The organism is Pseudomonas syringae, assembly GCF_021605415.1.
Classification (GTDB): domain Bacteria; phylum Pseudomonadota; class Gammaproteobacteria; order Pseudomonadales; family Pseudomonadaceae; genus Aquipseudomonas; species Aquipseudomonas syringae_S.
In genome coordinates this window covers 66,295-89,273 of record NZ_WKEQ01000024.1, presented here as the reverse complement: position 1 = coordinate 89,273, position 22,979 = coordinate 66,295, and the positions used below count along the sequence as shown (strand labels likewise).

Below are 22,979 nucleotides of genomic sequence, written 5' to 3'. Positions count from 1 at the left end.
ATGTCCAACACCCTGTTTATCACCGGCGCAACGTCCGGTTTTGGTGAAGCCTGCGCCCGTCGTTTTGCCGAGGCCGGCTGGAAACTGGTGCTGACCGGCCGTCGTGAAGAACGCCTCAATGCCCTGTGTGCCGAATTATCGAAGCAGACCGAAGTGCACGCCCTGGTGCTGGATGTGCGTGATCGCAAGGCGATGGAAGATGCGATTGCCAACCTGCCACCGTCGTTCGCCAAACTGCGCGGCTTGATCAACAACGCCGGGCTCGCCTTGGGCGTGGATCCTGCGCCCAAATGCGATCTCGATGATTGGGACACCATGGTCGACACCAACGTCAAAGGCCTGATGTACGCCACGCGGCTGCTGCTGCCGCGCCTGATAGCCCATGGCCGTGGTGCCGGCATCGTCAACCTCGGTTCAATTGCGGGCAATTATCCGTACCCGGGCAGCCACATCTACGGCGCGACGAAGGCGTTCGTGAAGCAGTTTTCGTTGAACTTGCGCTGCGACTTGCAGGGCACGGGCGTGCGGGTCAGCAACATCGAGCCGGGGCTGTGTGAGAGCGAGTTCTCGCTGGTGCGTTTCGGCGGTGATCAGGCGCGCTACGACGCCACCTACGCCGGTGCCGAGCCGATCCAGCCGCAGGACATAGCCGACACCATTTTCTGGGTCATGAACGCACCGGCGCACATCAACATCAACAGCCTGGAGCTGATGCCGGTGAGCCAGACCTGGGCGGGTTTTGCCATCGAGCGTAACAAGGCTTAAGACCGGCGGAACGGCCAATCGCTGGCAAGCCTGGCTCCCACAGGGTTTGGGGCGAATCGCAATTCCGGTTTGATCGAAGGAGCGGTTGATCCGGATTTCATGAGCCAACAAAAAAAACTGTGGGAACTGGCTTGCCAGCGATGGCGGCAAATCGATCAACGCAAGTATTCGGCCAGACCGCTGTAGCAGGTCGCCAGGTGATATGGCGTGGTCGATGGCATGTCGTTGCGGCTGACTTCACCGTTTTCGTCACGGCACTCATACCAGCCACCAGCATGCAAAAAGCGTTGCTGCAACGCCTGCAACTGGTGCAGTACCACGGTTTCGCTGGCGTCACGCAAGGTCAGCGCCCGCAGGTATTCGGCCTGGGCCCAAATGCGCTGGGTGGAATCTTTCGGCAGGCCATCAAGCCCAACATCCAGCATCGCCCGCACCGCGCCGCACGTTTGCTCGACGCCGTATTGCTCAGTGAACGCGAATGCGCGATCCAGCGCAGCATGCAGTTTCGAGCCACGCAGCAACGGCGACGACTCAAGCAAAAAATACCATTCGAACTGATGCCCCGGCTCGTACCAGTTATCCACAGCGCCCAGCGGTTTCTCCATCAACACGCCGTGCTGCGGATCGATGAAGCGCTTGTGCATGGCTGTGCATAAGTCGGTCAAAGCCTGTTGCACGGTTGCGTCACTGCGCACCGAAAGCGTCGCGAGTAAGGCTTCGGCCAAATGCATCAGCGGGTTTTGCAGCGGACCGGTTTGCAGGGTGGCCCAATCGCGCTGAAGACAGGCTTCGTATAGGCCGTCGCCGGTGGCGAAGCGTCGGGCGATGACTTCGAACGCTGCATTGAGGGTCGACTCCACCAGCGGTTCGCCGGATTTTGCGCAGTAGTGGGCGCAGGCGAACAGGATAAAGGCGTGCGTGTAGAGATCCTTGCGCTGATCCAGCGGTTTGCCCTGTGGATCGATGCTGTAGAACCAGCCGCCGTGCTCGGCATCATGGAAGTGCCGTTGCAGGGATCGAAACAGCGCCGCCGCACGGACGTCGGCGTTATCGACAACCCCAATCAGGCTGGAAAACAGATACAACTGCCGCGCGCAGGCCATCGCCCGATAGCGCTGCGGTGGCAGCGGCTGATGCGCAGCGTCCAGTGATTCATAAGGCAGCGCCATGTCGGCGTTCCAGCCCGGGCCTTGCCAGAGCGGCACAATCACGTTGAGAAAGTGCTGTTGCACGTCGCCGAACAGCGCGGTCAATTCAGGCAGGGAGGCAGAGCGGGAAGCATGGGGCATGGGCGGACGTCGTCACGGCAGGGGCGATTGCGCGACATGGTAGCAGAGAGACCGACATTAAAGCCCCGGCGTCTGATCGGCCGTCATCGCTGGCAAGCCAGCTCCACAGGTTTCGTGTGCGACGCAAATCCCTGTGGGCTTGCCAGCGATGGGGCCAGTTCAGGCAATGAAGATCAGCCGGCCAGCAACCACGCCCCAGTCAACGCCGACACCGCACCCGCCAACCGCACCAATGGCGCCGCTGCCCGAGGCAACACGCGAACCACGCCATAACCCGCCGCATGCAACGCAGCGGTCGCCGCCACGAACCCGGCTGCATACGCCCAAGGACTGGACATGTCCGGCAGTTCCAGACCATGGGCCACACCATGGAACAGCGCAAACAGCGCCGTCGCCGCTACCGCCATGACCAACGGCGGACGCACCGCCAAGGCCACTGCCAGACCCAGCGCCAGCACCGACGCGGCAATCCCGCTTTCCAGCGCTGGCAATTGCAACCCTTCAAAGCCAAGCATCCCGCCGATCAGCATCGTGCCGACAAACGTGCACGGCAATGCCCAACGTGCAGCGCCTTGCTGCTGCGCCGCCCAAAGACCCACGGCGATCATCGCCAGCAAGTGATCGAGGCCACCGATCGGGTGGCTGATGCCGGCGACGAGGCCGCTGTCGCCATGGCCCGGGTGGGCGAAGGCCAGCGCCGGGGTCAGCAGCAGCGCGACGGCGCCGAGAATGCGTTTGAGTGTCATGGATAAGCTTCCTTGTTGATAAGTGAATCAGGCCGCGATGAGCAAGCCCTGGCGTTCGATGAAGGCGATGATCTCTTCGAGACCCTGGCCGGTTTTCTGGTTGCTGAACACGAACGGCTTGCCACTGCGCATGCGTTGGGTGTCGCTGTTCATCATTTCCAGCGATGCGCCCACCAGCGGCGCCAGGTCGATCTTGTTGATCACCAGCAGGTCGGACTTGCAGATCCCCGGCCCGCCCTTGCGCGGCAGCTTGTCGCCCGCAGACACGTCGATCACATAGATGGTCAGGTCGGACAGTTCCGGGCTAAAGGTCGCCGAGAGGTTGTCGCCGCCGGACTCCACCAGAATCAGATCCAGCCCCGGAAAGCGCCGGTTCAGCTGATCCACTGCTTCGAGGTTGATCGAGGCGTCTTCACGGATCGCCGTGTGCGGGCAACCGCCGGTTTCGACGCCGATGATGCGTTCCGGCGCCAGGGCTTCGTTGCGCACCAGAAAATCGGCGTCTTCGCGGGTGTAGATGTCGTTCGTGACGACGGCGAGGTTGTAGCGATCGCGCAACGCCAGGCACAGGGCCAGGGTCAGCGCGGTTTTGCCGGAACCGACCGGGCCGCCGATGCCGACGCGCAAAGGTTGTGTGTTCATGTGATTCTCCAAGCTAAAAGGCCCTAGGAACGGAACAGACGGCTGTACTGGCGCTCATGAGCCATGCACGCCAGTGACAGGCCGAACGCGGCGCTGCCCATGTGTTCGGGATTGATTCGGGTGGCGTCTTGCTGCGCCTGTTGCAGCCGCGGCAGCAGTTCGCTAGTCAGGCGCTGGGCGGCTTGCTGGCCCAGCGGCAGGGTTTTCATCAGGACGGCGAGCTGGTTTTCCAGCCAGCTCCAGAGCCACGCGGCGAGGGCGTCCTGTGGACTGATCTGCCACGCGCGGGCGGCCAGTGCCCAGCCGAGAGCCAGATGCGGTTCGCTGCACTGGGCGAGAAAATTCCGCGCCGCTGAATCGAGTTCGGGCAAGCCGTTGAGCAATTGCTGCAACGAATAGCCCATCTGCCGGCTCTCTTGATGCAATTCGCGGGTTTCACGGCTGGCGCGATGGGCTTCGCAGATCTGTAGCAATTCGCCCCAGTTTTCGTCCGCGGCGGCCTGACAGTGGGCGAGCAACAACGGCGCTTCAAACCGGGCGAGATTCAGCAATAGTTGATCGCTGATCCAGCGGCGCGCGGCGTCGGCGTTATTCACCCGGCCGTTATCCACCGCCATTTCCAGGCCTTGCGAATAGCTGTAGCCGCCAATCGGCAATTGCGGACTGGCCAGGCGCAACAGCGCCCAGGCCGGATTCACAGGCGTACGCCGAACTGGTGGAGTTTCGGCGCGTAGTTGAAGTCTTCGTCGCCGTGCCGCGAATGGTGATGGCCGCCGCCGTAGGCACCGTGTTCCGGCTGGAACGGCGCTTCGATGTTTTCAGCCTTGGCGCCGAGTTGTTCGAGCATCGCTTTGAGCACGTAATCGTCGAGCAGGCGCAGCCAGCCGTCGCCGACTTGCAGGGCCACATGGCGGTTGCCAAGGTGATAGGCCGCGCGAGTCAGTTCAAAGGCATTGGCGCAGGTGACGTGCAAGAGTTGTTCGGGGCGGGCGCAGACACGAACGATGCGGCCGTCTTCGGCTTGCAGGCATTCGCCGTCAAACAGTGGCGGTTGACCGCGCTCCAAAAACAACCCGACGTCTTCACCCTCGGCACTGAAACAGCGCAAACGGCTTTTGCTCCGTGCCTCGAAGGTCAGGTGCAACTCGGCAGCCCAGTCGGGTCGAGGGTCGATTCTGCGATGAATCACCAGCATCGGAAAGCTTCCAGCAATGAACGATAGTCAGGCTAGAGCAAGGGGCTTGCCAATCGGACGTAGAAGTAGGAATTGCCTGTCAGAGCGGGGATGGTGGTGCAGGATGTTGCGAGGTTTTGAGATGTTCTGGTGCGCGGGATTTTTATGTGCACCAAATTGAGGCTGCGGCGCTGACCAATGTAGGAGCGAGCCTGCTCGCGAAAGCGGTGTGTCAGTCAATTCAATGTCGGCTGTCAGGGCTTTTCCGCGAGCAGACTCGCTCATGCAGGGGATTGCTGTTTATTCGGTACTGCCCAGGCCTTGCCAGTGCTTCAGGCCTATAAAGATGAAGCGCAATTGCTGGGTGATTTTCGCCTGCGCAGTCAGGTGTTCCGGCAAGGCTTCGGCTGGCGGATCGATGATGTCCGGCAAGGTGGCGAACACCGATTTGACGATCAGGTCGGCTATCACGCTGAGGCCGGCGGCATCGAGATGCTGAAGCTTGGGCATCAAGCCCAGATCCGTCGCCAGATCCGCGCTGATGTTTTCGCGCAGGCGGCCAATGGCAAGGCGCACCGGCAACGAGCCACCGTATTGCTCACGGGCCAGAAACAGGAATTGTGATCGGTTGGCCGAGACCACATCGAGAAAGATCCGCACCGACGCATCGATGATGCCGCCCATGACGAATTCGTTGTGGCGAACCAGGCGGATGGTTTCGCGGAAGGTCTGGCCGACTTCGCTGACCAGTACCAGGCCCAGCTCATCCATATCGGCAAAATGACGGTAGAACCCGGTGGGCACGATGCCAGCGGTTTTTGCCACTTCGCGCAAGCTCAGGCTGCCGAATCCTCGGCCGCATTCCATCAAGTGGCGGGCAGCGTCCATCAGGGCGTTGCGGGTCTGTTGTTTCTGTTCGGCGCGGGGCAGCATCGCAAGGTGTGTTCTGGACAAGACAAGCGCCGCACTCTAGCAAATCGGCTTTATCGGCGTCGAACGTCAGCAGGGAGAATCGAGCGGGGACGTGCGGCTTTTTATTGCAGGGCCGGAAAAATCAAAAGCCCAATCTGTTGATTGGGCTTTTTTCCAGGCCGCCAAGGGCTTAGCTCACAGCACTGTTACGTTCGATCACACGGTCACCACCGCCTTCGGCAACAGCCTGGCCCTGTGGAGTGCGATCAAAACCGTCTTCGGCAAGTGCCTGGCCTTGTGGGGTTCTGTCGTAACCGTCTTCAACCAGACCTTTTTCTTCGAGGCGGTTGCGACCGTTTTCCGCGACTGCACCTTGGGTACGGTCGTAGCCATCTTCAGTGATCAGGCCTTTCTCTTTCAGACGATCGTTACCGCCTTCGGCCAGGGTCTGACCTTGTGGGGTGCGATCAAAACCATCTTCGGCGAGGGTCTGGCTGAACACCGAGTGGCTGTCTTTCACTTGTGGCGTGGCCTGTTCGGCAGCTGGCAAAGCAAAGGCAGTGCTGGCTAGCATGGAGAGGGTAAGGCTGAGTAGTAATTGGCGTTTCATGATGGGTTGCTCCTTGGGAGGGCGATAAATTGGGTACGAGGGCAATGCTACTCTCGATAAGTCGATATAAAAGTTCATAAACACAATGGTAATAATCAACAGAATTGATTGTTCTCGCGGAAGGCTCTAGAACGGGCCTTTCAGGCGATCGGTTTTGCACCGGAGTGGGTATTTTCAACCCACTCATGCTTCGTAAAAGTGCGGCCCCGGTAACACCGACTTGTCCGATCAGTCAGAAATGAGTGGGTTTTTTATGTCTCAATCGAGGCTTTGCGTTAAACCTTGGGCACTGTTTGTCAGTCGTAGAGTTCATGCCGGGCCGCTTTGGCCTACCGTTTCAGTTGTGCGTCGCTTCTGGCGTGCAGTCGCTTTCAGGAGCTTTGTGCAATGACGCGCACTCGGAAAATCTTCGCTTGGTTCTTCGCCACACTGGTTGTGCTGGTAGCCATCCTGGTGTTGTTCATCGTGTTTTTTGACTGGAATCGAGCCAAACCGCCGATAAACGCCAAAGTCTCCGAAGAGCTGCACCGCCCCTTTGCCATCAACGGCAATCTGTCGGTGGTCTGGCGCCGAGAGCTGGAAGAGGGCGGCTGGCGTGCCTGGGTGCCGTGGCCGCATGTGGTGGCCGAAGACTTGACGCTGGGCAACCCGGACTGGTCGAAGCAGCCGCAAATGGTCACGCTCAAACGCGTTGAGCTGCGCATCTCGCCGCTGGCACTGCTGGCGCAACGGGTGACCATCCCGCGTATCGACCTGACCGAACCGAACGCCGACTTGCAGCGCCTGGCGGATGGTCGTGCCAACTGGACGTTCCAGTTTGATCCCAAGGATCCGGACGCGGAGCCGTCGAACTGGGTTGTCGATATCGGCGCCATCGGTTTCGACAAGGGCCACGTCACCCTCGATGATCAAACCCTGAAAACCCGCCTTGACCTGTTGATCGATCCGTTGGGCAAACCGATTCCGTTCAGCGACATCGTCGGCGACAAGGCTGCGAAAACCGCGCAGGAAAAGGGCGGCGCACCGCAGGATTACGCGTTCGGGCTCAAGGTCAAAGGTCAATACAACGGTCAGAATCTTACCGGCCAGGGCAAGATCGGCGGTCTGTTGGCGTTGCAGGATGCGAGCAAGCCGTTCCCGCTTCAGGCGCAGGCAAAAATCGGCGACACCCGCATCGAGCTGGCGGGCACCCTGACCGACCCGATGAATCTCGGCGCCCTCGACCTTCGCCTGAAACTGGCCGGCGCCAGCCTCGGCAATCTGTATCCGCTGACGGGCGTAACCCTGCCCGACACGCCGCCGTACGCCACGGACGGCCATTTGATCGCCAAGCTGCATGAGCCCACCGGGGCGCAGTTCCGCTATGAAAAATTCAACGGCAAGATCGGCGGCAGCGACATTCACGGCGATCTGGCCTATGTCGCCAGCAAGCCTCGGCCCAAACTCAGCGGCGCGCTGCTTTCCAATCAACTGTTGTTCGCCGACCTCGCGCCGCTGATCGGTGCTGACTCCAATACCGAACAAAAGGCCCGCGGTGGCGAGAGCAAGCAACCGACGGACAAAGTGCTGCCGGTCGAAGAGTTTAAGACCGAGCGCTGGCGCGACATGGACGCCGATGTCGAATTCACCGGTAAACGCATCGTTCACAGCGAAAAGCTGCCGTTCACTGACCTCTATACCCATCTGATCCTGAACGATGGCGAACTCAGCCTCGAACCGCTGCGCTTTGGCGTGGCCGGCGGCAACCTTGATGCGCAGATCCGCCTCAACGGTCGCACCGAGCCGATGGAAGGTCGGGCCAAACTGACCGCGCGCCGTTTCAAGCTCAAGGAACTGTTCCCGACGTTCGAACCGATGAAGACCAGTTTCGGTGAGCTCAACGGCGATGCCGACATCACCGGACGCGGTAATTCGGTGGCCAGGTTGCTGGGAGGTGCCGACGGCAAACTGAAAATGCTCATCAATGATGGCGCCATCAGCCGCGAGTTAATGGAGCTGGCGGGGCTCAACGTCGGCAACTATGTGGTTGGCAAAATCTTTGGCGACAAGGAAGTGAAGATCAACTGCGCAGCGGCGGATTTCGACATTAAGTCGGGTTTGGCGACCACACGGCTGTTCGTCTTCGATACCGAGAACGCCATCATTTACATTGATGGCACGGCGAATATGGCGACCGAGCAACTGGATCTGACCGTAACGCCGGAATCCAAGGGCTGGCGCCTGATTTCCCTGCGTTCGCCGTTGTACGTACGCGGCAAATTCATCAAGCCGGATGCGGGTGTGAAAGCCGTGCCGTTGATGTTGCGTGGCGCAGGGATGGTGGCGCTGGGCGTGATTGCCGCGCCGGCGGCGGGGTTGCTGGCGCTGGTGGCGCCGAGTGGTGGAGAGCCGAATCAGTGTGCGCCGTTGCTGGAGCAGATGAAGGCCGGGAAGGCGCCGGTCACCGTTAAACCGAGCAAATAGATTTATGGCGTCCTCAAGGGCGCTTTCGCGAGCAGGCTCGCTCCCACAGGTTCAGCGAAATCCTGTGGGAGCGAGCCTGCTCGCGAAGCTTTTCGGGCGGTGTTACAGGTCTTGCAGAATGTCCGCCATGTCATCGGCGTGTTCTTCTTCCTGAGCCAGTATGTCTTCAAAGATTCGTCGGGTAGTCGGATCTTTGTCACCGATGTATTGAATGATCTCGCGGTAGCTGTCGATGGCGATCCGCTCGGCGACGAGGTCTTCGTAAACCATTTCTTTCAGCGTATTGCCGGCCACGTATTGCGCGTGGGACAACTTCGACAACAGGTCGGGATTGAACTCGGGTTCTCCGCCCAGTTGCACGATGCGCTCGGCGAGACGATCGGCATGCTCGGCTTCCTGAGTGGCGTGCTCGAGAAATTCGTTGGCGGCAACATGCGCCTTCACACCGGTGGCCATGAAGTAATGGCGCTTGTAGCGCAACACGCAGACCAGTTCGGTGGCCAGCGATTCGTTGAGCAGGCGCAGCACTTCCTGGCGGTCGGCGCTATAACTTTCAGTGACGGCGCCGTTTTCGACGTGTTGACGTGCGCGATCGCGCAGGGTTTGAACATCAGATAGATGCAGGTCGCTCATGTGGGTCTCCTGGAGGCTAATCCGGTTTGCGCCACGTTCTGTTGACGTGATCGCTACTGGGTTGTGAGTCCCGGGGGAGGCAAAAAGTTTTATACAGTTGGTTGGCGGGCGTATTGCACGTGTTCTGCCCATTCCCCGAATACAAGGAAGTCCGCCCATGTCGCAAGGTTCGGCTACGCGTTATCCGCTGGTGTTGGTGCCGGGCATGCTCGGGTTTATCCGTCTGGTGCTGTATCCGTATTGGTACGGGATCATCGGCGCGTTGCGCCGTGGTGGTGCGACGGTGATTGCCGTGCAGGTGTCGCCGCTTAACTCCAGCGAGGTGCGTGGCGAGCAGTTGCTGGCGCATATCGATGAAATCCTGCGTGAAACCGGCGCGCAGAAGGTCAATCTGATCGGCCACAGCCAGGGCTCGCTGACGGCCCGGTATGCGGCAGCCAAACGGCCGGATCTGGTGGCCTCGGTGACGTCGGTGGCCGGGCCCAATCATGGATCGGAGCTGGCGGATCATCTGGAGAAGAATTACTCGCACAACACCGCCAAGGGTCGTGTGCTGATCGTGGTGCTGCGGCTGATTGGCTGGCTGATGGCGTTGTTGGAGACGGGCTATCGTGGGCCGAAACTGCCGGTGGATATCCATGCTTCCCATCAATCCCTGACGACTGAAGGCGTGGCGCTGTTCAATCAGCGTTATCCACAGGGCTTGCCTGAAACCTGGGGCGGGCACGGGGCGGAAGAGGTCAACGGCGTGCGCTATTACTCTTGGTCAGGCACCTTGCAACCCGGCAAGACTGATCGTGGCGGCAACCTGTTCGACGGCACCAATCGAAGCTGTCGGTTGTTCGCCCGCACGTTTGTGCGTGAGCCGGGGCACTGCGATGGCATGGTCGGGCGCTACAGTTCGCATTTGGGCACGGTAATCGGCGATGACTACCCGCTGGATCACTTCGATATCGTCAATCAGTCGCTGGGGCTGGTCGGCAAGGGCGCAGATCCGGTGCGGTTATTTGTCGAGCATGCCGCGCGGTTGAAAGCGGCCGGGGTTTAGGCAACAGACCGCGTTATCGTTCATCGCCGGCAAGCCCGGCTCCCACAGGTCATGCGCTGTTCTTGAATCCAGCGGAAATCCTGTGGGAACTGGCTTGCCAGCGATGAGGCCATATCAGGCAGCGCTAAGCTTACGGCCAATCACCGTCGTCCAGCGCTCCGACAAGATCACCCCGCCCAACGTCAGCAAGCCACCCACCAGGTGATACATCGCCAATTGCTCCTGCAGCACCAGCGCCGCAATCAGCGCGGTAATCAATGGCAGCAAATTGAAAAACAATGTGGTGCGGCTCGGCCCCAGTCGCGCCACGGCTTGCATCCATGCCAGCGGCGCGAGCATCGAGGCGAGAAGACAGGCGTAAAGCACCAGCGGAATGTTGTGCAAGGTCAGGCCGGTTTTCGGGGACGCGGCGTACAGCGGAAACAACACCACAATCGCCACCAGCACCTGCAAGTACAACAAGACCAGCGGCGGCAAACGCAGCTGCCATTTTTTCAGCAACGTGCTGTAAATCGCATAGGCCAGGGTGGCGATCAACATCATTGCGTCGCCCAGATTGACCCCGTGTTGCAGCAGTGCGCCGAGGCTGCCGGACGACACCACCACCAGCACCCCGGCGAACGACAGCATCGCGCCAAATAGCGCGCCGGCGGTCAGGCGCTGGCCGAGACTGATAATTGCCATGGTCAGCGACATCAGCGGCATCAGCGACAAAATGATGCCCATGTTGGTGGCTGTGGTCAGGGTCGCGGCGAAATACGCCAGGCTCTGATACACCGCCATGCCCAGCACGCCGAGGATGAAGATCTTGCCCAGGTTCGGGCGAATCCGCGGCCAATGCGCAATCACTTTTTTCAGCATGAACGGCGTGAACAGCAGCCCGGCGAGCAGCCAGCGGTAGAAACCGATCTCTGCCGGAAAAATCGCTCCGACCGCCAGTTTGTTGATCACTGTATTGCCGGCCCAGATGAAAATTGCCAAGAGGGGAAACGCATATTGCATGAGTCAAACCGCAAGATTGATTGAGCGGCGATTATCCCTTGTCCGGATGCAAGCCTATACTTCGAACCGGACAACCAGCCCTTGATGACGGACAGCATGAGCAGCAAACATATTGATCTGCTGGACTTCAGCGAACTGCCGTCGTCGGTGTATTTCCGCTACGCCGATTTCACCGCCCATGAATTCGCCGCACCTCATCGCCATCCTTGGGGCACGCTGGAGTACGCCGCTCACGGCGTGTTGCACATGGACATCGACGGCAACCGTTTCATGTCGCCGCCGCAATACGCCGTGTGGGTACCGCCTCAGGTCGAGCACAGTTTCTACAGTCACCAACCGGTCAACTATCGCGCGGTGTGCCTGGCGCCGGCGGTGTGTGCCGACTTGCCGGGGCGGGCCTGCACGTTGGCGATCAGCGACATTCTCAAGGCGATCCTCAAGGATTTCGCCGCCCGCGACGTGAAGATTCCTGATCGCGAGCCGGATCAGCGTCTGGCGCAAGTGCTGGTTGATCAACTGCGCCAGGCGCCGGTGCATGAACGTTATTTGCCATATGCGAGCAGTCCGGGTTTGCTGGCGATTCTTGAAACCCTTCAAAGCGATCCTGGCAACCACCAGCCACTGGCGTATTGGGCGGCGCAAGTGCATGTCAGTGAGCGTACGCTGGCGCGGCAGTTCGTCCGCGAATTAGGCATGAGTTTTGGTGAATGGCGCCAGCGCTTGCGGTTCCTCGCCGCCATCGAAGCGCTGGAGGATTCACGCAGTATTCAGGAAATTGCATTTGATCTGGGTTACAGCACCGCATCGGCATTCATCGCCATGTTCCAGCGGCAGGCGGGATGTGCGCCGGAATATTACCGGCGGAACAAAATGTTCTAGAAGAAGTTTCCGGGAAGTTTCTTACAGAGTTGTCCGAAATGGGCTTCGTGGTCAGGCGCCGTTGTGGTTGTAGCCTCCTGCTGAATTGAGATCAATCAAGCAGGTGCCATTATGGACAATGTATTGCCGGGCCTTAGGGATGTAACTAACAGTGGGCAGCAACAAAGCATTCATCATGAGTTTATTCGTGAATCAATGCCTGAATGGATCACCGGGTCAACATTGGCGAGAGTGATCGAACTCAAACAAAATACCCATGCCTTGCCCGACTGGATCAAGTCCGCATCGGTAAAGGAACATCGTGCAGCCCGGTTTGCGGCTGCGGCGGGTTGGCACTCGCAGTCTGGCGTGGATCGGTTGTTCGAGACGCTGCAGGACGTGCGATCCTTTGCGCAACCGCTGCTGCGTCGCGCATTGAAAACGCAGTACGGTGTGGATGTCGACGTTCGCAAAGTATCTTTGAAGTTGTATTCGCCCGCTCATTTATCGCCATGGGCGGCCAATATCGTAAAGGGTGTCAGCGTCAGAACGGTTTCGTTGCTTGATGCGGCCCTGCATAACTTTTCTGCAGATGAAATATTTACGGCGGATAGTTCTTTTGTCAGCGAACCCGATGCGTTCGGACATTATGAAGTCAAACGAATGGGTATTACGGTCGATCAGTTTGAAGCACTTTGTCGAAAACTCGATCTAGGCGCCAAGTACCGCGATTATCTCGAAGATTATCTGCAACCGGATAACGGTTTGGCTCAGGGCGTGTTGCAGCACAATGTCACACGAAGCCAGCAAGACGCGCTGAAGGCCGCTGCGCATATGGCGCTGATGAAAAAAGATATCAGTGCCGATGCGTATCTCGTGGCACTGGGTCTGTTCAATGGCAGCACCCGCTTGAAACTTGATGGTGAGCCGATCAAGTACTACCACTTGAAAATGCTCGATGTCTGTTTGAAAGGCATTGTGCTGATCGCCGCTGATCTGGACGTCACGACTCAGGGGGTTCGGCGAGTGATCGCCTATGTGCCGCATGACCCTGAGCATCCATTGAAGGAGTACGCCTCGGCCGCCGCTTTCATGCTTGAGTTGACCCGTCAGCTACGTGACAACGGTCAGGCGTCGATGCCAGGCAAAAAGAGCTATCAGGTGTTTTTCAGCCGTTTCGTGGCGCACGCCCAGCGCGGCCGGTTCTTTGCGCGGCTCAATGCGCAATTGGTCACGGTGACCTATCACGGCTTCGACCCCTCCACCCATTTGCCGGCCTGGCGTGAAACACCAGTCGCCGAGCCCCGCCTGCAGTTTGATGTCATGGCGTTCGAAGACGATATCGAGCATCGATTCAGGGGGGACGTCTGGGCCTATCTGTACGAGGTTCAACTGAACAAAATCCTCGAGGACGGGCGTGCGTTGGCTATTTCCACGGCGGCGGCCGACAGCGCCGAACGTTGGGCCTGGGTCGAAAACGTCGAAAAGATCCTGTCCGATGTATTCAATGCCGCGTTGATGATTGTCTCGCCGTTTGTGCCCGTGCTCGGCGAAGTGGTGATGGCTTACATGACGTATCAACTGCTCAGCGAACTGGTGGAAGGTGTCGTCGAGCTTGCCGAGGGAATGTATCTTGACGCGGCCGAACACTTGATCGGTTTTGCCGAATCGCTCATTCAACTGGGGATCTTTGCCGTCGGTGGCGGGATCGGCAAAGAGGTCGTGCTGCCCAAGCTGTCGTCCTTCATTGAAGGCAGCAAACCAGTCACCTTGCGTAACGGCGAGAAGCGCCTCTGGGGACAGGATCTGCAGCCTTACCTGCAGCGCAATTTACGTCTGGCCAGTGATTCGAAACCCGATGTCGACGGATTGCACAGGCATGAGGGCAAGTCGATCCTGCGTCTGGATGGCGATCATTTCGAGCTAGAGAAAGACTCGGCAACCGGCAAGCCGCGCGTGCGTCATCCCAGCCGGGCCGAGGCCTATCAACCGGCGGTCGACAGCAACGGCGCGGGTGCTTTCATCATCGAAGGCGAGAAGCCTCATACGTGGGATGCCGATACGTTGATGCGCCGGCTCGGTGCTTCGGTCGACGGGCTGTCGAACGACTTCTCCGGCATCCGCACCGTCAGCCGCACGGACATGAGTGCGCTGCTGCGCATGTACGCCAACAACGAGCGGGCGCTTCCCCTGCTGAGCGATACCGTGGCGCGTTTCAGGATCGATCGCGACATCCGTGCCTTCATTGAGGACATCGCCAGCACGGATCAGCAAACGTATTTGCACGCCGACCCGATGATGCAGGTTCAATTGCTGGCCGACGCCTGGCCAGGTCAAGCCATCGAGGTGCTGGACGCCGAGGCCCGCGTGCTGGCGCGACTCGGTGATACGTCACCGAATCCCGTTCAGGTTTCCCTTGATAGCCTGCTCGACAACGACCTGCTGAAAACCCTGCTGTCGCATCTGGATCAAGCTCAGACGAGGGTTTTACTCAGTGACGAATTCGGTGCGCCGGTTGCCGCGCCCGATGTGAACGCCAGCCGTTTGCGAGCGGAACTGGCAAAACTGGCCGAGCAACGAAAACAGCTTATTTTCGAGGCGCGTTATCGCAATCTTGAGCATTCGATATCCGCCGAAGCGCGGCTCATTCAGGGGCAAGTGGACGATCTGCCGGGGGTGATCGCTCAAGCGTTGGTGGCGCATGCCACGCCTTCAGACCTGCACGCACTCAAAGCCGGACGGGTGCCCGAGAGGCTGGCAAATCTGGGCCGATGGGCGTTGCAGGATGTGCGGGTCAGCCGGGCATATGAAGGGTTTTATCTGACGGCGGTGAATAACCCGGACTTCGACGCGCTGGCCTTGCATTCGTTGATCAATCTGCCCGGCTGGAACGCCGACACAAGAATTGATGTTCATCTTTATCGTTACGGCGGCCAACCGCTCGATAGCCTCGGCCCAGAAGGTGCGACGTTGCAGCGTACGATCGTCGCGGGTGAAAACGGCGTGTATCAGGCCTGCGATGAAGCGGGCAATGCGTTGCACTCGGGCAGTGATCTCTTTACCGCCATCTTGCAGGCACTTCCGGATGCGCAACGCAATGCACTGAGCATTCATATTGGCCAGGGACCCGTATTGAAAGCGGCGCTGCGCGATCATGCGTTGAAGCCTTATCGGTTGTTGGGCGTGCTGGCCGATTTGCCCGTGCTTGAAATGACGACATACGACCCGAGCGTCATGCGACTTCGGGGTGGTGCGCCCACCGAAGGGGGAGAGTTGGCGCAATTGCAAGTCGTTGCAAATGCCAATGTGGAATTGGTTGAGGCTGCTTTTCACAAGAGCATCGATGAGCTGGATCGATTCAATTATTTGCGCGGCCTGAAATGGATCGACGAGCATCAGCCGCTTAATGCCACCGCCTCCCTCTGGGAGGCCTTCAGAACGGCGAACGCCGACAGTTACGAGGCCAATCAGCGCGTCGTGCAGAGTGTCGAAGTACTGCCCGATCTGCAAAAACTTCTCCTGCCAGATTCATTCAATGCCCTGCTCGCGCGAATGTTCACGCAAGAAGGGTTGATGCCGCTCACCGAGGCAGAGCGAAACCTGGGCGCCGCTGCGCGCAATCTTGAGCAGACCGGACGCATTGCGGAGTATCTGGCGTTGCAACGGGCCGTCCGCGAGGGATCTGCGCCGATCAGCGAAGCATTGATTCAGTTACATGAATATGGCGGCCCGTTGTCCTCTGACGTAACGACAATCCGGGCGTCGAGTGAAGTGACGCCCACGGTCATGGCCAATCTGCAACTGGCCCAGCGAACTGTCCTGCGCACGAAGGAATTGCTGCCGCTGTCGGGCAACCAACTGGCAAGCATCTGGCAATACGGCGGTTCAGCGATTGCGAAGATCAAGGGCCTGCGGCAGATGGATCTTCAGGAAGGTGGATTCACTGCCAGGCTGACCACGGCTGAAATGGCGCGCAAAGCCATCGATATCAAGGGCGGCAATTGCTCTGAGAATTCCCGAGTGACGTTTTCGATCCTGGCCAGCCAGCCGCGAACGTCGAGGGTTCATATCGTCAAAGCCACGGCATTCGATCACCAATACGTAGTGATTGGCGATGACCTCAACAACCTCAGCGAACTGGTCGTTGCCGATTCCTGGCCAGAGTTTCCGGCAGCGCACACGGCCGACAAGGGTTACTTCAGCTTCGAAATGCCGGCGCTGGAAACCCTTGAACCGGGGCCTGCCGTGGCGCAATACGCGTTTATCAACGATGCCCGGCCGGGGCAGGCCGAATTGCCGCCCGTGTCAACGGACAATACGATCAGGCAGATCAAGATCAACAAGCTTTATCAGCGCGGCGCTTATGCGCAATTTACTTCGCTGAAAGCGCTGGGATCGCAATACAACGTGCCCGGCGAGGTACCGGTTTCATTCGAGCGACTGCCGTATTCAACTGTCGATCAGCGAGTCAGCGCCTATGAAAGCTACCGCGAGACATTCAGCGGACTTTTGAATGCAGACACTGCATGAAGCCATGTTTATCTGGATGAAGGTGTAGAAGCTCTTGTCTACACTGCACCTCATGGCCGCCACACTCGTTGCGGCGATGAGGAGAACACTCCATGAAGATACTGCGTGTCCCTGTGCTGATGATCGGCCTGATTCTATGTACCCAGGGTTTCGCCGCCACGGCGCAACAAAACAAGATGACCACCTGCAACGCTGACGCCAGCGCCAAAAGCCTCAAAGGCGATGAGCGCAAAACCTTCATGAGCACCTGCCTCAAGGCTGCGCCGGCAGCCAACGACGCCAAGACCATGACCCCGCAGCAGGAAAAGATGAAAACCTGCAACGCCGATGCAAAAACCAACGCGCTGGCGGGTGATGCGCGCAAGGCGTTCATGAGTGAATGCCTGAAGAAAAAATAAGGCACCCTCACCCCAGCCCTCTCCCGAAGGGAGAGGGCGCTGACCGAGGTATCTGGCGTGCGACGTCGGCCTGAAAAATCGGGTCGATTATGAATTCGGCACTGCAGGATCAGGTCGGCATTTCTGAAGCATCCCCCAATCAGTCCCCTCTCCCCTGGGAGAGGGTTAGGGTGAGGGGAAGCGTGAGGGGAAGCGTGAAGCCCGCATATCCCTAGTGCTCTCCCCAGAACGCTGGCAGACTGCCAATCCTTTTACGCCGTTCGTTTTGAGGCTGTATGCCAACGTTTTCTGAGCGTCATGTTGTGTTGTGGGCCAGTTGGATCATCATTTTCGGCGGTTTGTTGTTGGTGCTGCCGCTGCGGTTGTTGCCCAGCCTGCTGGCAGGGTTGCTGGTGTTCGAGCTGGTCAACATGCTCACCCCGCAACTGCAACGGCTGATTGAAGGCCGGCGTGCGCGCTGGCTCGCGGTCGCATTGCTCGGCACGCTGGTGGTCAGTGCGCTGGCGCTGATTTTCGCCGGGGCGATCAGTTTTCTGCTGCACGAGGCGGAAAATCCCGGCGCTTCCCTCGACAAATTCATGGGCGTGGTCGACCGTGCGCGCGGGCAACTGCCGCCGTTCATCGACGCCTATCTGCCGGCCAGTGCCGCCGAGTTCCGCGTGGCCATCGGCGAATGGGCCAGCAAGCATCTGGCTGACCTGCAACTGGTGGGCAAGGATGCGGCGCACATGTTTGTGACGTTGCTGATCGGCATGGTGCTCGGCGCGATCATTGCCCTGCAACGGGTGCCGGACGTCACCAAGCGCAAGCCGTTGGCCGCCGCGCTGTTCGATCGTCTGCACCTGCTGGTGCAAGCCTTTCGCAACATCGTGTTTGCACAGATCAAGATTTCCCTGCTCAACACCTTCTTCACCGGCATCTTCCTGGCGGTGATCCTGCCGATGTTCGGCATCAAGCTGCCGCTGACCAAAACCCTGATCGTTCTGACCTTCCTGCTTGGCTTGCTGCCGGTGATCGGCAATCTGATGTCGAACACGCTGATCACCATCGTCGGCCTGTCGCTGTCGATCTGGGTGGCGCTGGCAGCGCTGGGCTATCTGATCTTTATCCACAAGCTCGAATACTTCCTCAACGCGCGGATTGTTGGCGGGCAGATCAGTGCCAAGTCGTGGGAGTTGCTGCTGGCGATGCTGGTGTTCGAGGCCGCGTTCGGCCTGCCGGGGGTGGTGGCGGGGCCGATTTATTACGCGTATCTGAAGAGCGAGTTGAAGCTGGGCGGGATGGTTTGACAGGCAGCGGCGAGTGTTGAGCTTTGAGCGGCAAGTAAGGGCAAAAGCGGATCGCTTTTGCTCTTGCTTGCACTCAACGCTTACAACTCAGAGCTGCCCCTAAACGCCATAGCGTTTACGGGCTTCAATCGCCAGCCCACTGCCGATACTGCCGAAGATGTTGCCTTCGACATGTCGAGCGTTCGGCAGCATCGCCGAAACGCTGTTGCGCAGCGCCGGGATGCCGCTGGAACCGCCGGTGAAGAACACCGTATCGACCTGATCGACCGCCACGTTGGCATCGTTCAACAACTGCGTGACGCTGGCGCGGACACGCTCCAGCAATGCATCAATGGCCGATTCGAACAGGGCACGGCTCAAGTCCACGCTCAATCCGGCTTCGATTCGATCCAGTGGCACCACGCGGTTGTCGGTATGGGTCAGCTGGATTTTGGTTTCTTCCACTTCCATCGCCAGCCAGTGCCCGGCCCGCTGTTCGATCAGCTTGAACAGGCGGTCGATGCCGCCGGTGTCTTCGATGTCGTAGCGCATGCTGCCCAGCGCCAGCGTGGATTTCTGCGAGTACACCGAGTTGATGGTGTGCCAGGTCGCCAGGTTCATGTGATGACTGGTCGGCATGAACGCGCCGCTTTTCATGCGGCTGCCGTAGCCGAACAATGGCATCAGGCCTTGCAGGCTCAACTGTTTGTCGAAGTCGGTACCGCCGATGTGTACGCCGCCGGTGGCAAGGATGTCGTCGTGCCGGTTGTCGTGCTGGCGACGCTCGGGCGACAGGCGCACCAGCGAGAAGTCAGACGTACCCCCGCCGATGTCGACGATCAGTACCAGTTCTTCCTTCTCGATGGTCGACTCGTAGTCGAACGCTGCCGCGATGGGCTCGTACTGGAACGACACGTCTTTGAAGCCGATGGCGCGGGCAACGTCGACGAGGGTGTTTTCCGCTTCCTGGTCGGCCAGTTCATCGTCATCGACAAAGAACACCGGACGGCCCAGCACCACTTCCTCGAATTCCCGACCGGCCGCGGTTTCGGCGCGACTCTTGAGCTGGCCGATGAACAGGCCGAGCAAATCCTTGAACGGCATGGCCGTGCCGAGGACGCTGGTGTCGTGCTTGATCAGCTTGGAACCGAGCAGGCTCTTGAGCGAGCGCATCAAGCGGCCTTCGTAGCCTTCCAGGTATTCGTGCAGCGCCAGGCGACCGTACACAGGCCGACGCTCTTCGATGTTGAAGAAGACCACCGAGGGCAGGGTGATCTTGTCGTCTTCCAGCGCGATCATGGTGTCCATGCCGGGGCGCAGCCAGCCGACAGTGGAGTTGGAGGTGCCGAAGTCGATACCGCAGGCACGGGCTGGAGAGGCGTCTTTCATGTCTTTCAATGTCCGGTCGAAAAAACGGCCGCGCAGTGTATGTCAGTGAGCGGCAGATTCGAAGGCCGGTCATCTGCTATTTCACGACTAGACTGCCTTGAAAGCCCGGCTTTCGCCCCAAACTTGCTGGCATGGACCGGCAGACTACCGGCGGTCGCAAGAACCGCCGTCCAACTGCCGATAAACTTCTGCAGCGCCACCCGGTCACACACATGAGATCGGTCAACCTGGCTTGTGCGAATGAGCGCATGCTGGCGGCGGCGCAAAACCGATAACGGATGGTGATTCCTTCAATGGACTTCAAAGACTATTACAAGATTCTCGGCGTGGAGCCGACAGCGGACGACAAGGCCATCAAGGCGGCCTATCGCAAGCTGGCGCGCAAATACCACCCCGACGTCAGCAAAGAGAAAGACGCCGAGGCCAAGTTCAAAGACGCCTCGGAAGCTTATGAAGCGCTGAAAAGCGCCGATAAGCGCGCCGAATACGACGACTTGCGCCGCTATGGCCAGCACGGTCAGCCATTCCAGGGGCCACCGGGTTGGCAGAGCCGTGGCGGTTTTGGCGGCGGTGGTCAGGACACCGGCGATTTCTCGGACTTCTTCAGTTCGATTTTTGGCAATCGCGGCCCCGGTTTCGGCGGCGGCGACGGTCGGCAACAACGCAACGCTGGGCGCCGGGGACAAGACGTGGAAATGGAACTGCCGATCTTCCTTGAGGAGACGCTTTCAAACGAATCGAAGAAGGTCACCTTTCAGGTGCCGCAATACAACGCGGCCGGCCAGCACGTCAGCAACACCAGCAAAAGCCTGAACGTGAAAATTCCGGCCGGTGTGGCCGATGGCGAGCGTATTCGCTTGAAAGGCCAGGGTGCACCGGGTGTCGGTGGCGGCGCCAATGGCGACCTGTACCTGATCATTCGTTTTGCCCCGCATCCGAAATTCGATGTGGAAGGCGACAACCTGATCATCACGCTGCCGCTGGCACCTTGGGAACTGGCACTGGGCACCGAAGTGGCCGTGCCGACCCTGACCGGCAAGATCAACCTCAAAGTGCCGGCGGGCAGCCAGAATGGTCAGCGCATGCGCGCCAAGGGCCACGGTTTGCTGAACAAGTCCGGCGAGCGCGGCTATCTGTTCGTTCAGCTCAAGGCTGTGATGCCGAAAACGGCGGACGATGACGTCAAGGCGTTGTGGCAGGAACTGGCGCAGAAAGCCGCCTTCAACCCGCGTGAGAACTTCTGAACCCAGCGACGGAGTAGCCATCATGAGCAGCCCCCTGATCGTTCAACTGGACATGGCGGAATTCTGTGAGGCGGCCGATTTGTCGGACGTCTACGTGATCGAGATCGTCGAACACGGCATCCTCGAACCCCAGGGGGCGCAGCCTCGGGACTGGCGCTTCACCGATTACGAACTGACCCTGGCCCGGCGCGCGGCCAAGCTGCGACATGATCTGGAGCTGGAGTGGGAAGGCGTTGCGCTGGCGCTGGATCTGCTGGAAGAAGTGCAGCAACTGCGAGCAGAGAACCAGATGCTCAAGCAGCGGTTGTCGCGGTTGTTGGTGGAATAGGGTTAAACGTCAGCGTCGGGCCTTCTCAGAGAGGCCCGATGTCATTCAAGCGATTGATCACTTCCACGGTTTTGTTAGCGCGAGTGTTTGTTACCTCATTTCTGTTTGATTGAATCGAAGCTTTTGTTAGTGTCCTTCGGGCAAGTTTCCAAGGCATTTTTATCTATGGATAGATGAAGTTGCTTAACTTGTCAGCACCGTCTCATTAATAAACGGCGACATGCCGCAAGAAATCTTCAAGGATGAACAATGTCACCCAAGCCCCCGCTGAAAACTACCGTCTCGATGGATGCCAATATTCGCCTGAGGCAGCCTTCGGATACACAGGCCAACGACGCGGCTGTGACACCCTCGATCAATCCCGGGTCGGCGAACGTTTCAACACCAAGGGGCGGGGAAAACCCAGGCGCCGTACCGGATGACGCGGGCAGTGCGCAGCGCCGACCGACACCTTCCGTAACCGTGAGTGAACAACCACTCAAAGCCGTCTCCACGGCTGTGCCGCCACGTGTATCTCCTGCGTTGTCTCATTACTGGATTACAGCGGCAGTCCGGCTTCCGCAGGCTGACGCCCAAGGGTTCAGAACATACAAGGGACGCCTGTTTGCCGATGTCGCCGACGGGAACGTTGTGCAACTGGCCGTGGATTCCCAATCCTCGCTGTACCGGGCCAAACTGGCCAGCGAGCTGCAGCCCTCAGGGCCGATACTCGAATACGATGCCGCCACCCGGCTCTGGTATCCGGTTGAAGATTCGCCCTCTGCTGTTCAGCGGTCGGCGCTGCAATCCGAAGACGTTTACGAACTGGCCATGGAGTCGCTGCCTTCAACCTCTCATCCTGTCGATGAAGTTTTTCACCTGGCCTCGGAATCAATGGCGTTCAAACCGTATAACGCCGAAGAATCAGCACATATGCGAGAGCAGCGGTTCTTTACATTCCGCCACAGCCAGGTGAATACCTACAATCGCGCCAATAATGGAATGTATCCGCTGCGGGATCCGTCGGGCAAACCGATACGGATTCGAAAACTTCAAACCCGATTTACGCTTTCTTCGGGCGAGCAATACACGTCCGATCAGATAAAGCCCTATATAAAGTTTGAAGGTTATGAACAAGTAGCACGGCTTTACGAGGAAAAGATGCAAATACGCACCTTTACCGAAGCGGATGTGAAAGTGCCGGGGGAAAACGCCTTGGTCGGACAACTCATGGTGGTCGCCAACAGACGTATTGCCAAAGGGGAAATCCTCGGCGTCTACGGTGGCGTCGTGATGCCCGCGAAATTGATCGGCTCGAAAGATCAGACGTTTGTGATGAAAGCAGGTATCCACCATTCATACGGTGACGGGGAGCTCATCCCTAATCCAATGGCGGTGGTGGGCGACAACATCATCTCCAGGATCAACACCCATTTTGATTATGACGACGCCGGTAAACCGATACGCCAATCGGCCGAGGGTTACAACACCGTGGTGGTCGCATTTCTTGTTGAAGCCGACCGAGTGTTGGGTGGCAGTACTGTCAGGAAAAACTATTGGTTGAATACTGTGTTTGCGCTTGAAGACATTCCAGCCGGCACCGAGCTACGTTTTGATTACGGCTACGCGGAAGATGACGTGCGCCAGTTATTGTCGTAAAGCGCCCGACGTTCTGCCAGACAACACGCCTGAACATGAGAA

Annotated in this window: 20 protein-coding genes; 10 read left to right on the top strand and 10 right to left on the bottom strand. The window is 58.9% G+C overall.

Annotated elements, in window-relative coordinates; all coding sequences use genetic code 11:
- Positions 1-765: SDR family oxidoreductase (locus GIW69_RS17445; RefSeq protein ID WP_236484043.1), on the top strand; the 765-nt coding region annotated here is incomplete at its 5' end.
- A 155-nt stretch (positions 766-920) separates the two neighbouring features.
- Here GIW69_RS17445 and GIW69_RS17440 read toward each other — a convergent pair.
- The 7 genes from GIW69_RS17440 to GIW69_RS17410 all read right to left on the bottom strand — a co-directional run bounded on the left by GIW69_RS17440 (position 921) and on the right by GIW69_RS17410 (position 6,138).
- On the bottom strand, positions 921-2,054 hold the full coding sequence (locus GIW69_RS17440; RefSeq protein ID WP_236484042.1) for an AGE family epimerase/isomerase: 1,134 nt from the start codon (positions 2,052-2,054) through the stop codon (positions 921-923).
- A gap of 173 nt (positions 2,055-2,227) precedes the next feature.
- Positions 2,228-2,800: a HupE/UreJ family protein gene (locus tag GIW69_RS17435; protein WP_236484041.1), complete on the bottom strand. Its 573-nt coding sequence runs from the start codon at positions 2,798-2,800 to the stop codon at positions 2,228-2,230.
- A 27-nt stretch (positions 2,801-2,827) separates the two neighbouring features.
- Positions 2,828-3,442 (bottom strand): urease accessory protein UreG, encoded by a 615-nt coding sequence (gene ureG, locus GIW69_RS17430; RefSeq protein ID WP_236484040.1) that lies wholly within the window; start codon positions 3,440-3,442, stop codon positions 2,828-2,830.
- A 23-nt stretch (positions 3,443-3,465) separates the two neighbouring features.
- Complete coding sequence (locus GIW69_RS17425) at positions 3,466-4,140, bottom strand: urease accessory protein UreF (RefSeq protein ID WP_236484039.1); 675 nt, start codon at positions 4,138-4,140, stop codon at positions 3,466-3,468.
- Positions 4,137-4,637 carry an urease accessory protein UreE gene (gene ureE / locus GIW69_RS17420; RefSeq protein ID WP_236484038.1) on the bottom strand — a complete coding sequence of 167 codons (501 nt, stop codon included), beginning with the start codon at positions 4,635-4,637 and terminating at the stop codon, positions 4,137-4,139. The genes GIW69_RS17425 and ureE overlap by 4 nt, the downstream gene beginning before the upstream one ends.
- A gap of 279 nt (positions 4,638-4,916) precedes the next feature.
- Positions 4,917-5,549: a TetR family transcriptional regulator gene (locus GIW69_RS17415; RefSeq protein WP_236484045.1), complete on the bottom strand. Its 633-nt coding sequence runs from the start codon at positions 5,547-5,549 to the stop codon at positions 4,917-4,919.
- A gap of 169 nt (positions 5,550-5,718) precedes the next feature.
- Positions 5,719-6,138: a hypothetical protein gene (locus GIW69_RS17410; RefSeq protein WP_236484037.1), complete on the bottom strand. Its 420-nt coding sequence runs from the start codon at positions 6,136-6,138 to the stop codon at positions 5,719-5,721.
- 387 nt (positions 6,139-6,525) lie between these two features.
- Between GIW69_RS17410 and GIW69_RS17405 the strand changes: the two genes are divergently transcribed.
- Positions 6,526-8,601, top strand: coding sequence for an AsmA family protein (locus GIW69_RS17405; RefSeq protein WP_236484036.1), 2,076 nt, complete (start codon positions 6,526-6,528; stop codon positions 8,599-8,601).
- A 102-nt stretch (positions 8,602-8,703) separates the two neighbouring features.
- Here GIW69_RS17405 and GIW69_RS17400 read toward each other — a convergent pair whose 3' ends face one another.
- Positions 8,704-9,234, bottom strand: a complete 531-nt coding sequence (locus GIW69_RS17400) for a ferritin-like domain-containing protein (protein WP_236484035.1) — start codon at positions 9,232-9,234, stop codon at positions 8,704-8,706.
- Between the two features lie 157 nt (positions 9,235-9,391).
- Between GIW69_RS17400 and GIW69_RS17395 the strand changes: the two genes are divergently transcribed.
- A complete protein-coding gene (locus tag GIW69_RS17395; RefSeq protein ID WP_236484034.1) occupies positions 9,392-10,282 on the top strand; it encodes an esterase/lipase family protein in 891 nt (296 codons plus the stop codon).
- Positions 10,283-10,396: 114 nt separating this feature from the next.
- Here GIW69_RS17395 and GIW69_RS17390 read toward each other — a convergent pair whose 3' ends face one another.
- Positions 10,397-11,284: a DMT family transporter gene (locus GIW69_RS17390; protein ID WP_236484033.1), complete on the bottom strand. Its 888-nt coding sequence runs from the start codon at positions 11,282-11,284 to the stop codon at positions 10,397-10,399.
- A gap of 96 nt (positions 11,285-11,380) precedes the next feature.
- Here GIW69_RS17390 and GIW69_RS17385 point away from each other — a divergent pair, with 96 nt between their 5' ends.
- The 4 genes from GIW69_RS17385 to GIW69_RS17370 all read left to right on the top strand — a co-directional run bounded on the left by GIW69_RS17385 (position 11,381) and on the right by GIW69_RS17370 (position 18,359).
- Complete coding sequence (locus tag GIW69_RS17385; protein WP_236484032.1) at positions 11,381-12,163, top strand: AraC family transcriptional regulator; 783 nt, start codon at positions 11,381-11,383, stop codon at positions 12,161-12,163.
- A 195-nt stretch (positions 12,164-12,358) separates the two neighbouring features.
- Positions 12,359-16,672, top strand: a complete 4,314-nt coding sequence (locus tag GIW69_RS17380) for a dermonecrotic toxin domain-containing protein (protein ID WP_236484031.1) — start codon at positions 12,359-12,361, stop codon at positions 16,670-16,672.
- 92 nt (positions 16,673-16,764) lie between these two features.
- Positions 16,765-17,070 (top strand): PsiF family protein, encoded by a 306-nt coding sequence (locus GIW69_RS17375; RefSeq protein WP_236484030.1) that lies wholly within the window; start codon positions 16,765-16,767, stop codon positions 17,068-17,070.
- A 275-nt stretch (positions 17,071-17,345) separates the two neighbouring features.
- Positions 17,346-18,359: an AI-2E family transporter gene (locus GIW69_RS17370; RefSeq protein WP_236484029.1), complete on the top strand. Its 1,014-nt coding sequence runs from the start codon at positions 17,346-17,348 to the stop codon at positions 18,357-18,359.
- A gap of 99 nt (positions 18,360-18,458) precedes the next feature.
- Here GIW69_RS17370 and GIW69_RS17365 read toward each other — a convergent pair whose 3' ends face one another.
- Positions 18,459-19,727 carry an Hsp70 family protein gene (locus GIW69_RS17365; protein ID WP_236484028.1) on the bottom strand — a complete coding sequence of 423 codons (1,269 nt, stop codon included), beginning with the start codon at positions 19,725-19,727 and terminating at the stop codon, positions 18,459-18,461.
- Between the two features lie 293 nt (positions 19,728-20,020).
- Here GIW69_RS17365 and GIW69_RS17360 point away from each other — a divergent pair, with 293 nt between their 5' ends.
- From GIW69_RS17360 to GIW69_RS17350, 3 genes are all read left to right on the top strand, one after another.
- Positions 20,021-20,971, top strand: coding sequence for a DnaJ C-terminal domain-containing protein (locus GIW69_RS17360; protein ID WP_236484027.1), 951 nt, complete (start codon positions 20,021-20,023; stop codon positions 20,969-20,971).
- A gap of 22 nt (positions 20,972-20,993) precedes the next feature.
- Positions 20,994-21,299, top strand: a complete 306-nt coding sequence (locus GIW69_RS17355) for a chaperone modulator CbpM (RefSeq protein ID WP_236484026.1) — start codon at positions 20,994-20,996, stop codon at positions 21,297-21,299.
- Between the two features lie 249 nt (positions 21,300-21,548).
- Entirely contained in the window at positions 21,549-22,937 is a 1,389-nt protein-coding gene (locus tag GIW69_RS17350) for an SET domain-containing protein (RefSeq protein ID WP_236484025.1), read from the top strand.
- The last annotated feature ends 42 nt before the right edge of the window (positions 22,938-22,979 follow it).

Excerpts from the sequence above, each read along its gene's own strand:
- GIW69_RS17435 (WP_236484041.1), bottom strand. The coding sequence starts at position 2,800 with ATGACACTCAAACGCATTCTCGGCGCCGTCGCGCTGCTGCTGACCCCG.
- GIW69_RS17370 (WP_236484029.1), top strand. The coding sequence starts at position 17,346 with ATGCCAACGTTTTCTGAGCGTCATGTTGTGTTGTGGGCCAGTTGGATC.
- GIW69_RS17390 (WP_236484033.1), bottom strand. The coding sequence starts at position 11,284 with ATGCAATATGCGTTTCCCCTCTTGGCAATTTTCATCTGGGCCGGCAAT.
- GIW69_RS17380 (WP_236484031.1), top strand. The coding sequence starts at position 12,359 with ATGCCTGAATGGATCACCGGGTCAACATTGGCGAGAGTGATCGAACTC.
- GIW69_RS17375 (WP_236484030.1), top strand. The coding sequence starts at position 16,765 with ATGAAGATACTGCGTGTCCCTGTGCTGATGATCGGCCTGATTCTATGT.
- ureE (WP_236484038.1), bottom strand. The coding sequence starts at position 4,637 with ATGCTGGTGATTCATCGCAGAATCGACCCTCGACCCGACTGGGCTGCC.
- GIW69_RS17405 (WP_236484036.1), top strand. The coding sequence starts at position 6,526 with ATGACGCGCACTCGGAAAATCTTCGCTTGGTTCTTCGCCACACTGGTT.
- GIW69_RS17360 (WP_236484027.1), top strand. The coding sequence starts at position 20,021 with ATGGACTTCAAAGACTATTACAAGATTCTCGGCGTGGAGCCGACAGCG.
- GIW69_RS17415 (WP_236484045.1), bottom strand. The coding sequence starts at position 5,549 with ATGCTGCCCCGCGCCGAACAGAAACAACAGACCCGCAACGCCCTGATG.
- GIW69_RS17410 (WP_236484037.1), bottom strand. The coding sequence starts at position 6,138 with ATGAAACGCCAATTACTACTCAGCCTTACCCTCTCCATGCTAGCCAGC.
- GIW69_RS17355 (WP_236484026.1), top strand. The coding sequence starts at position 20,994 with ATGAGCAGCCCCCTGATCGTTCAACTGGACATGGCGGAATTCTGTGAG.
- GIW69_RS17440 (WP_236484042.1), bottom strand. The coding sequence starts at position 2,054 with ATGCCCCATGCTTCCCGCTCTGCCTCCCTGCCTGAATTGACCGCGCTG.
- ureG (WP_236484040.1), bottom strand. The coding sequence starts at position 3,442 with ATGAACACACAACCTTTGCGCGTCGGCATCGGCGGCCCGGTCGGTTCC.
- GIW69_RS17385 (WP_236484032.1), top strand. The coding sequence starts at position 11,381 with ATGAGCAGCAAACATATTGATCTGCTGGACTTCAGCGAACTGCCGTCG.
- GIW69_RS17365 (WP_236484028.1), bottom strand. The coding sequence starts at position 19,727 with ATGAAAGACGCCTCTCCAGCCCGTGCCTGCGGTATCGACTTCGGCACC.
- GIW69_RS17395 (WP_236484034.1), top strand. The coding sequence starts at position 9,392 with ATGTCGCAAGGTTCGGCTACGCGTTATCCGCTGGTGTTGGTGCCGGGC.
- GIW69_RS17350 (WP_236484025.1), top strand. The coding sequence starts at position 21,549 with ATGTCACCCAAGCCCCCGCTGAAAACTACCGTCTCGATGGATGCCAAT.
- GIW69_RS17400 (WP_236484035.1), bottom strand. The coding sequence starts at position 9,234 with ATGAGCGACCTGCATCTATCTGATGTTCAAACCCTGCGCGATCGCGCA.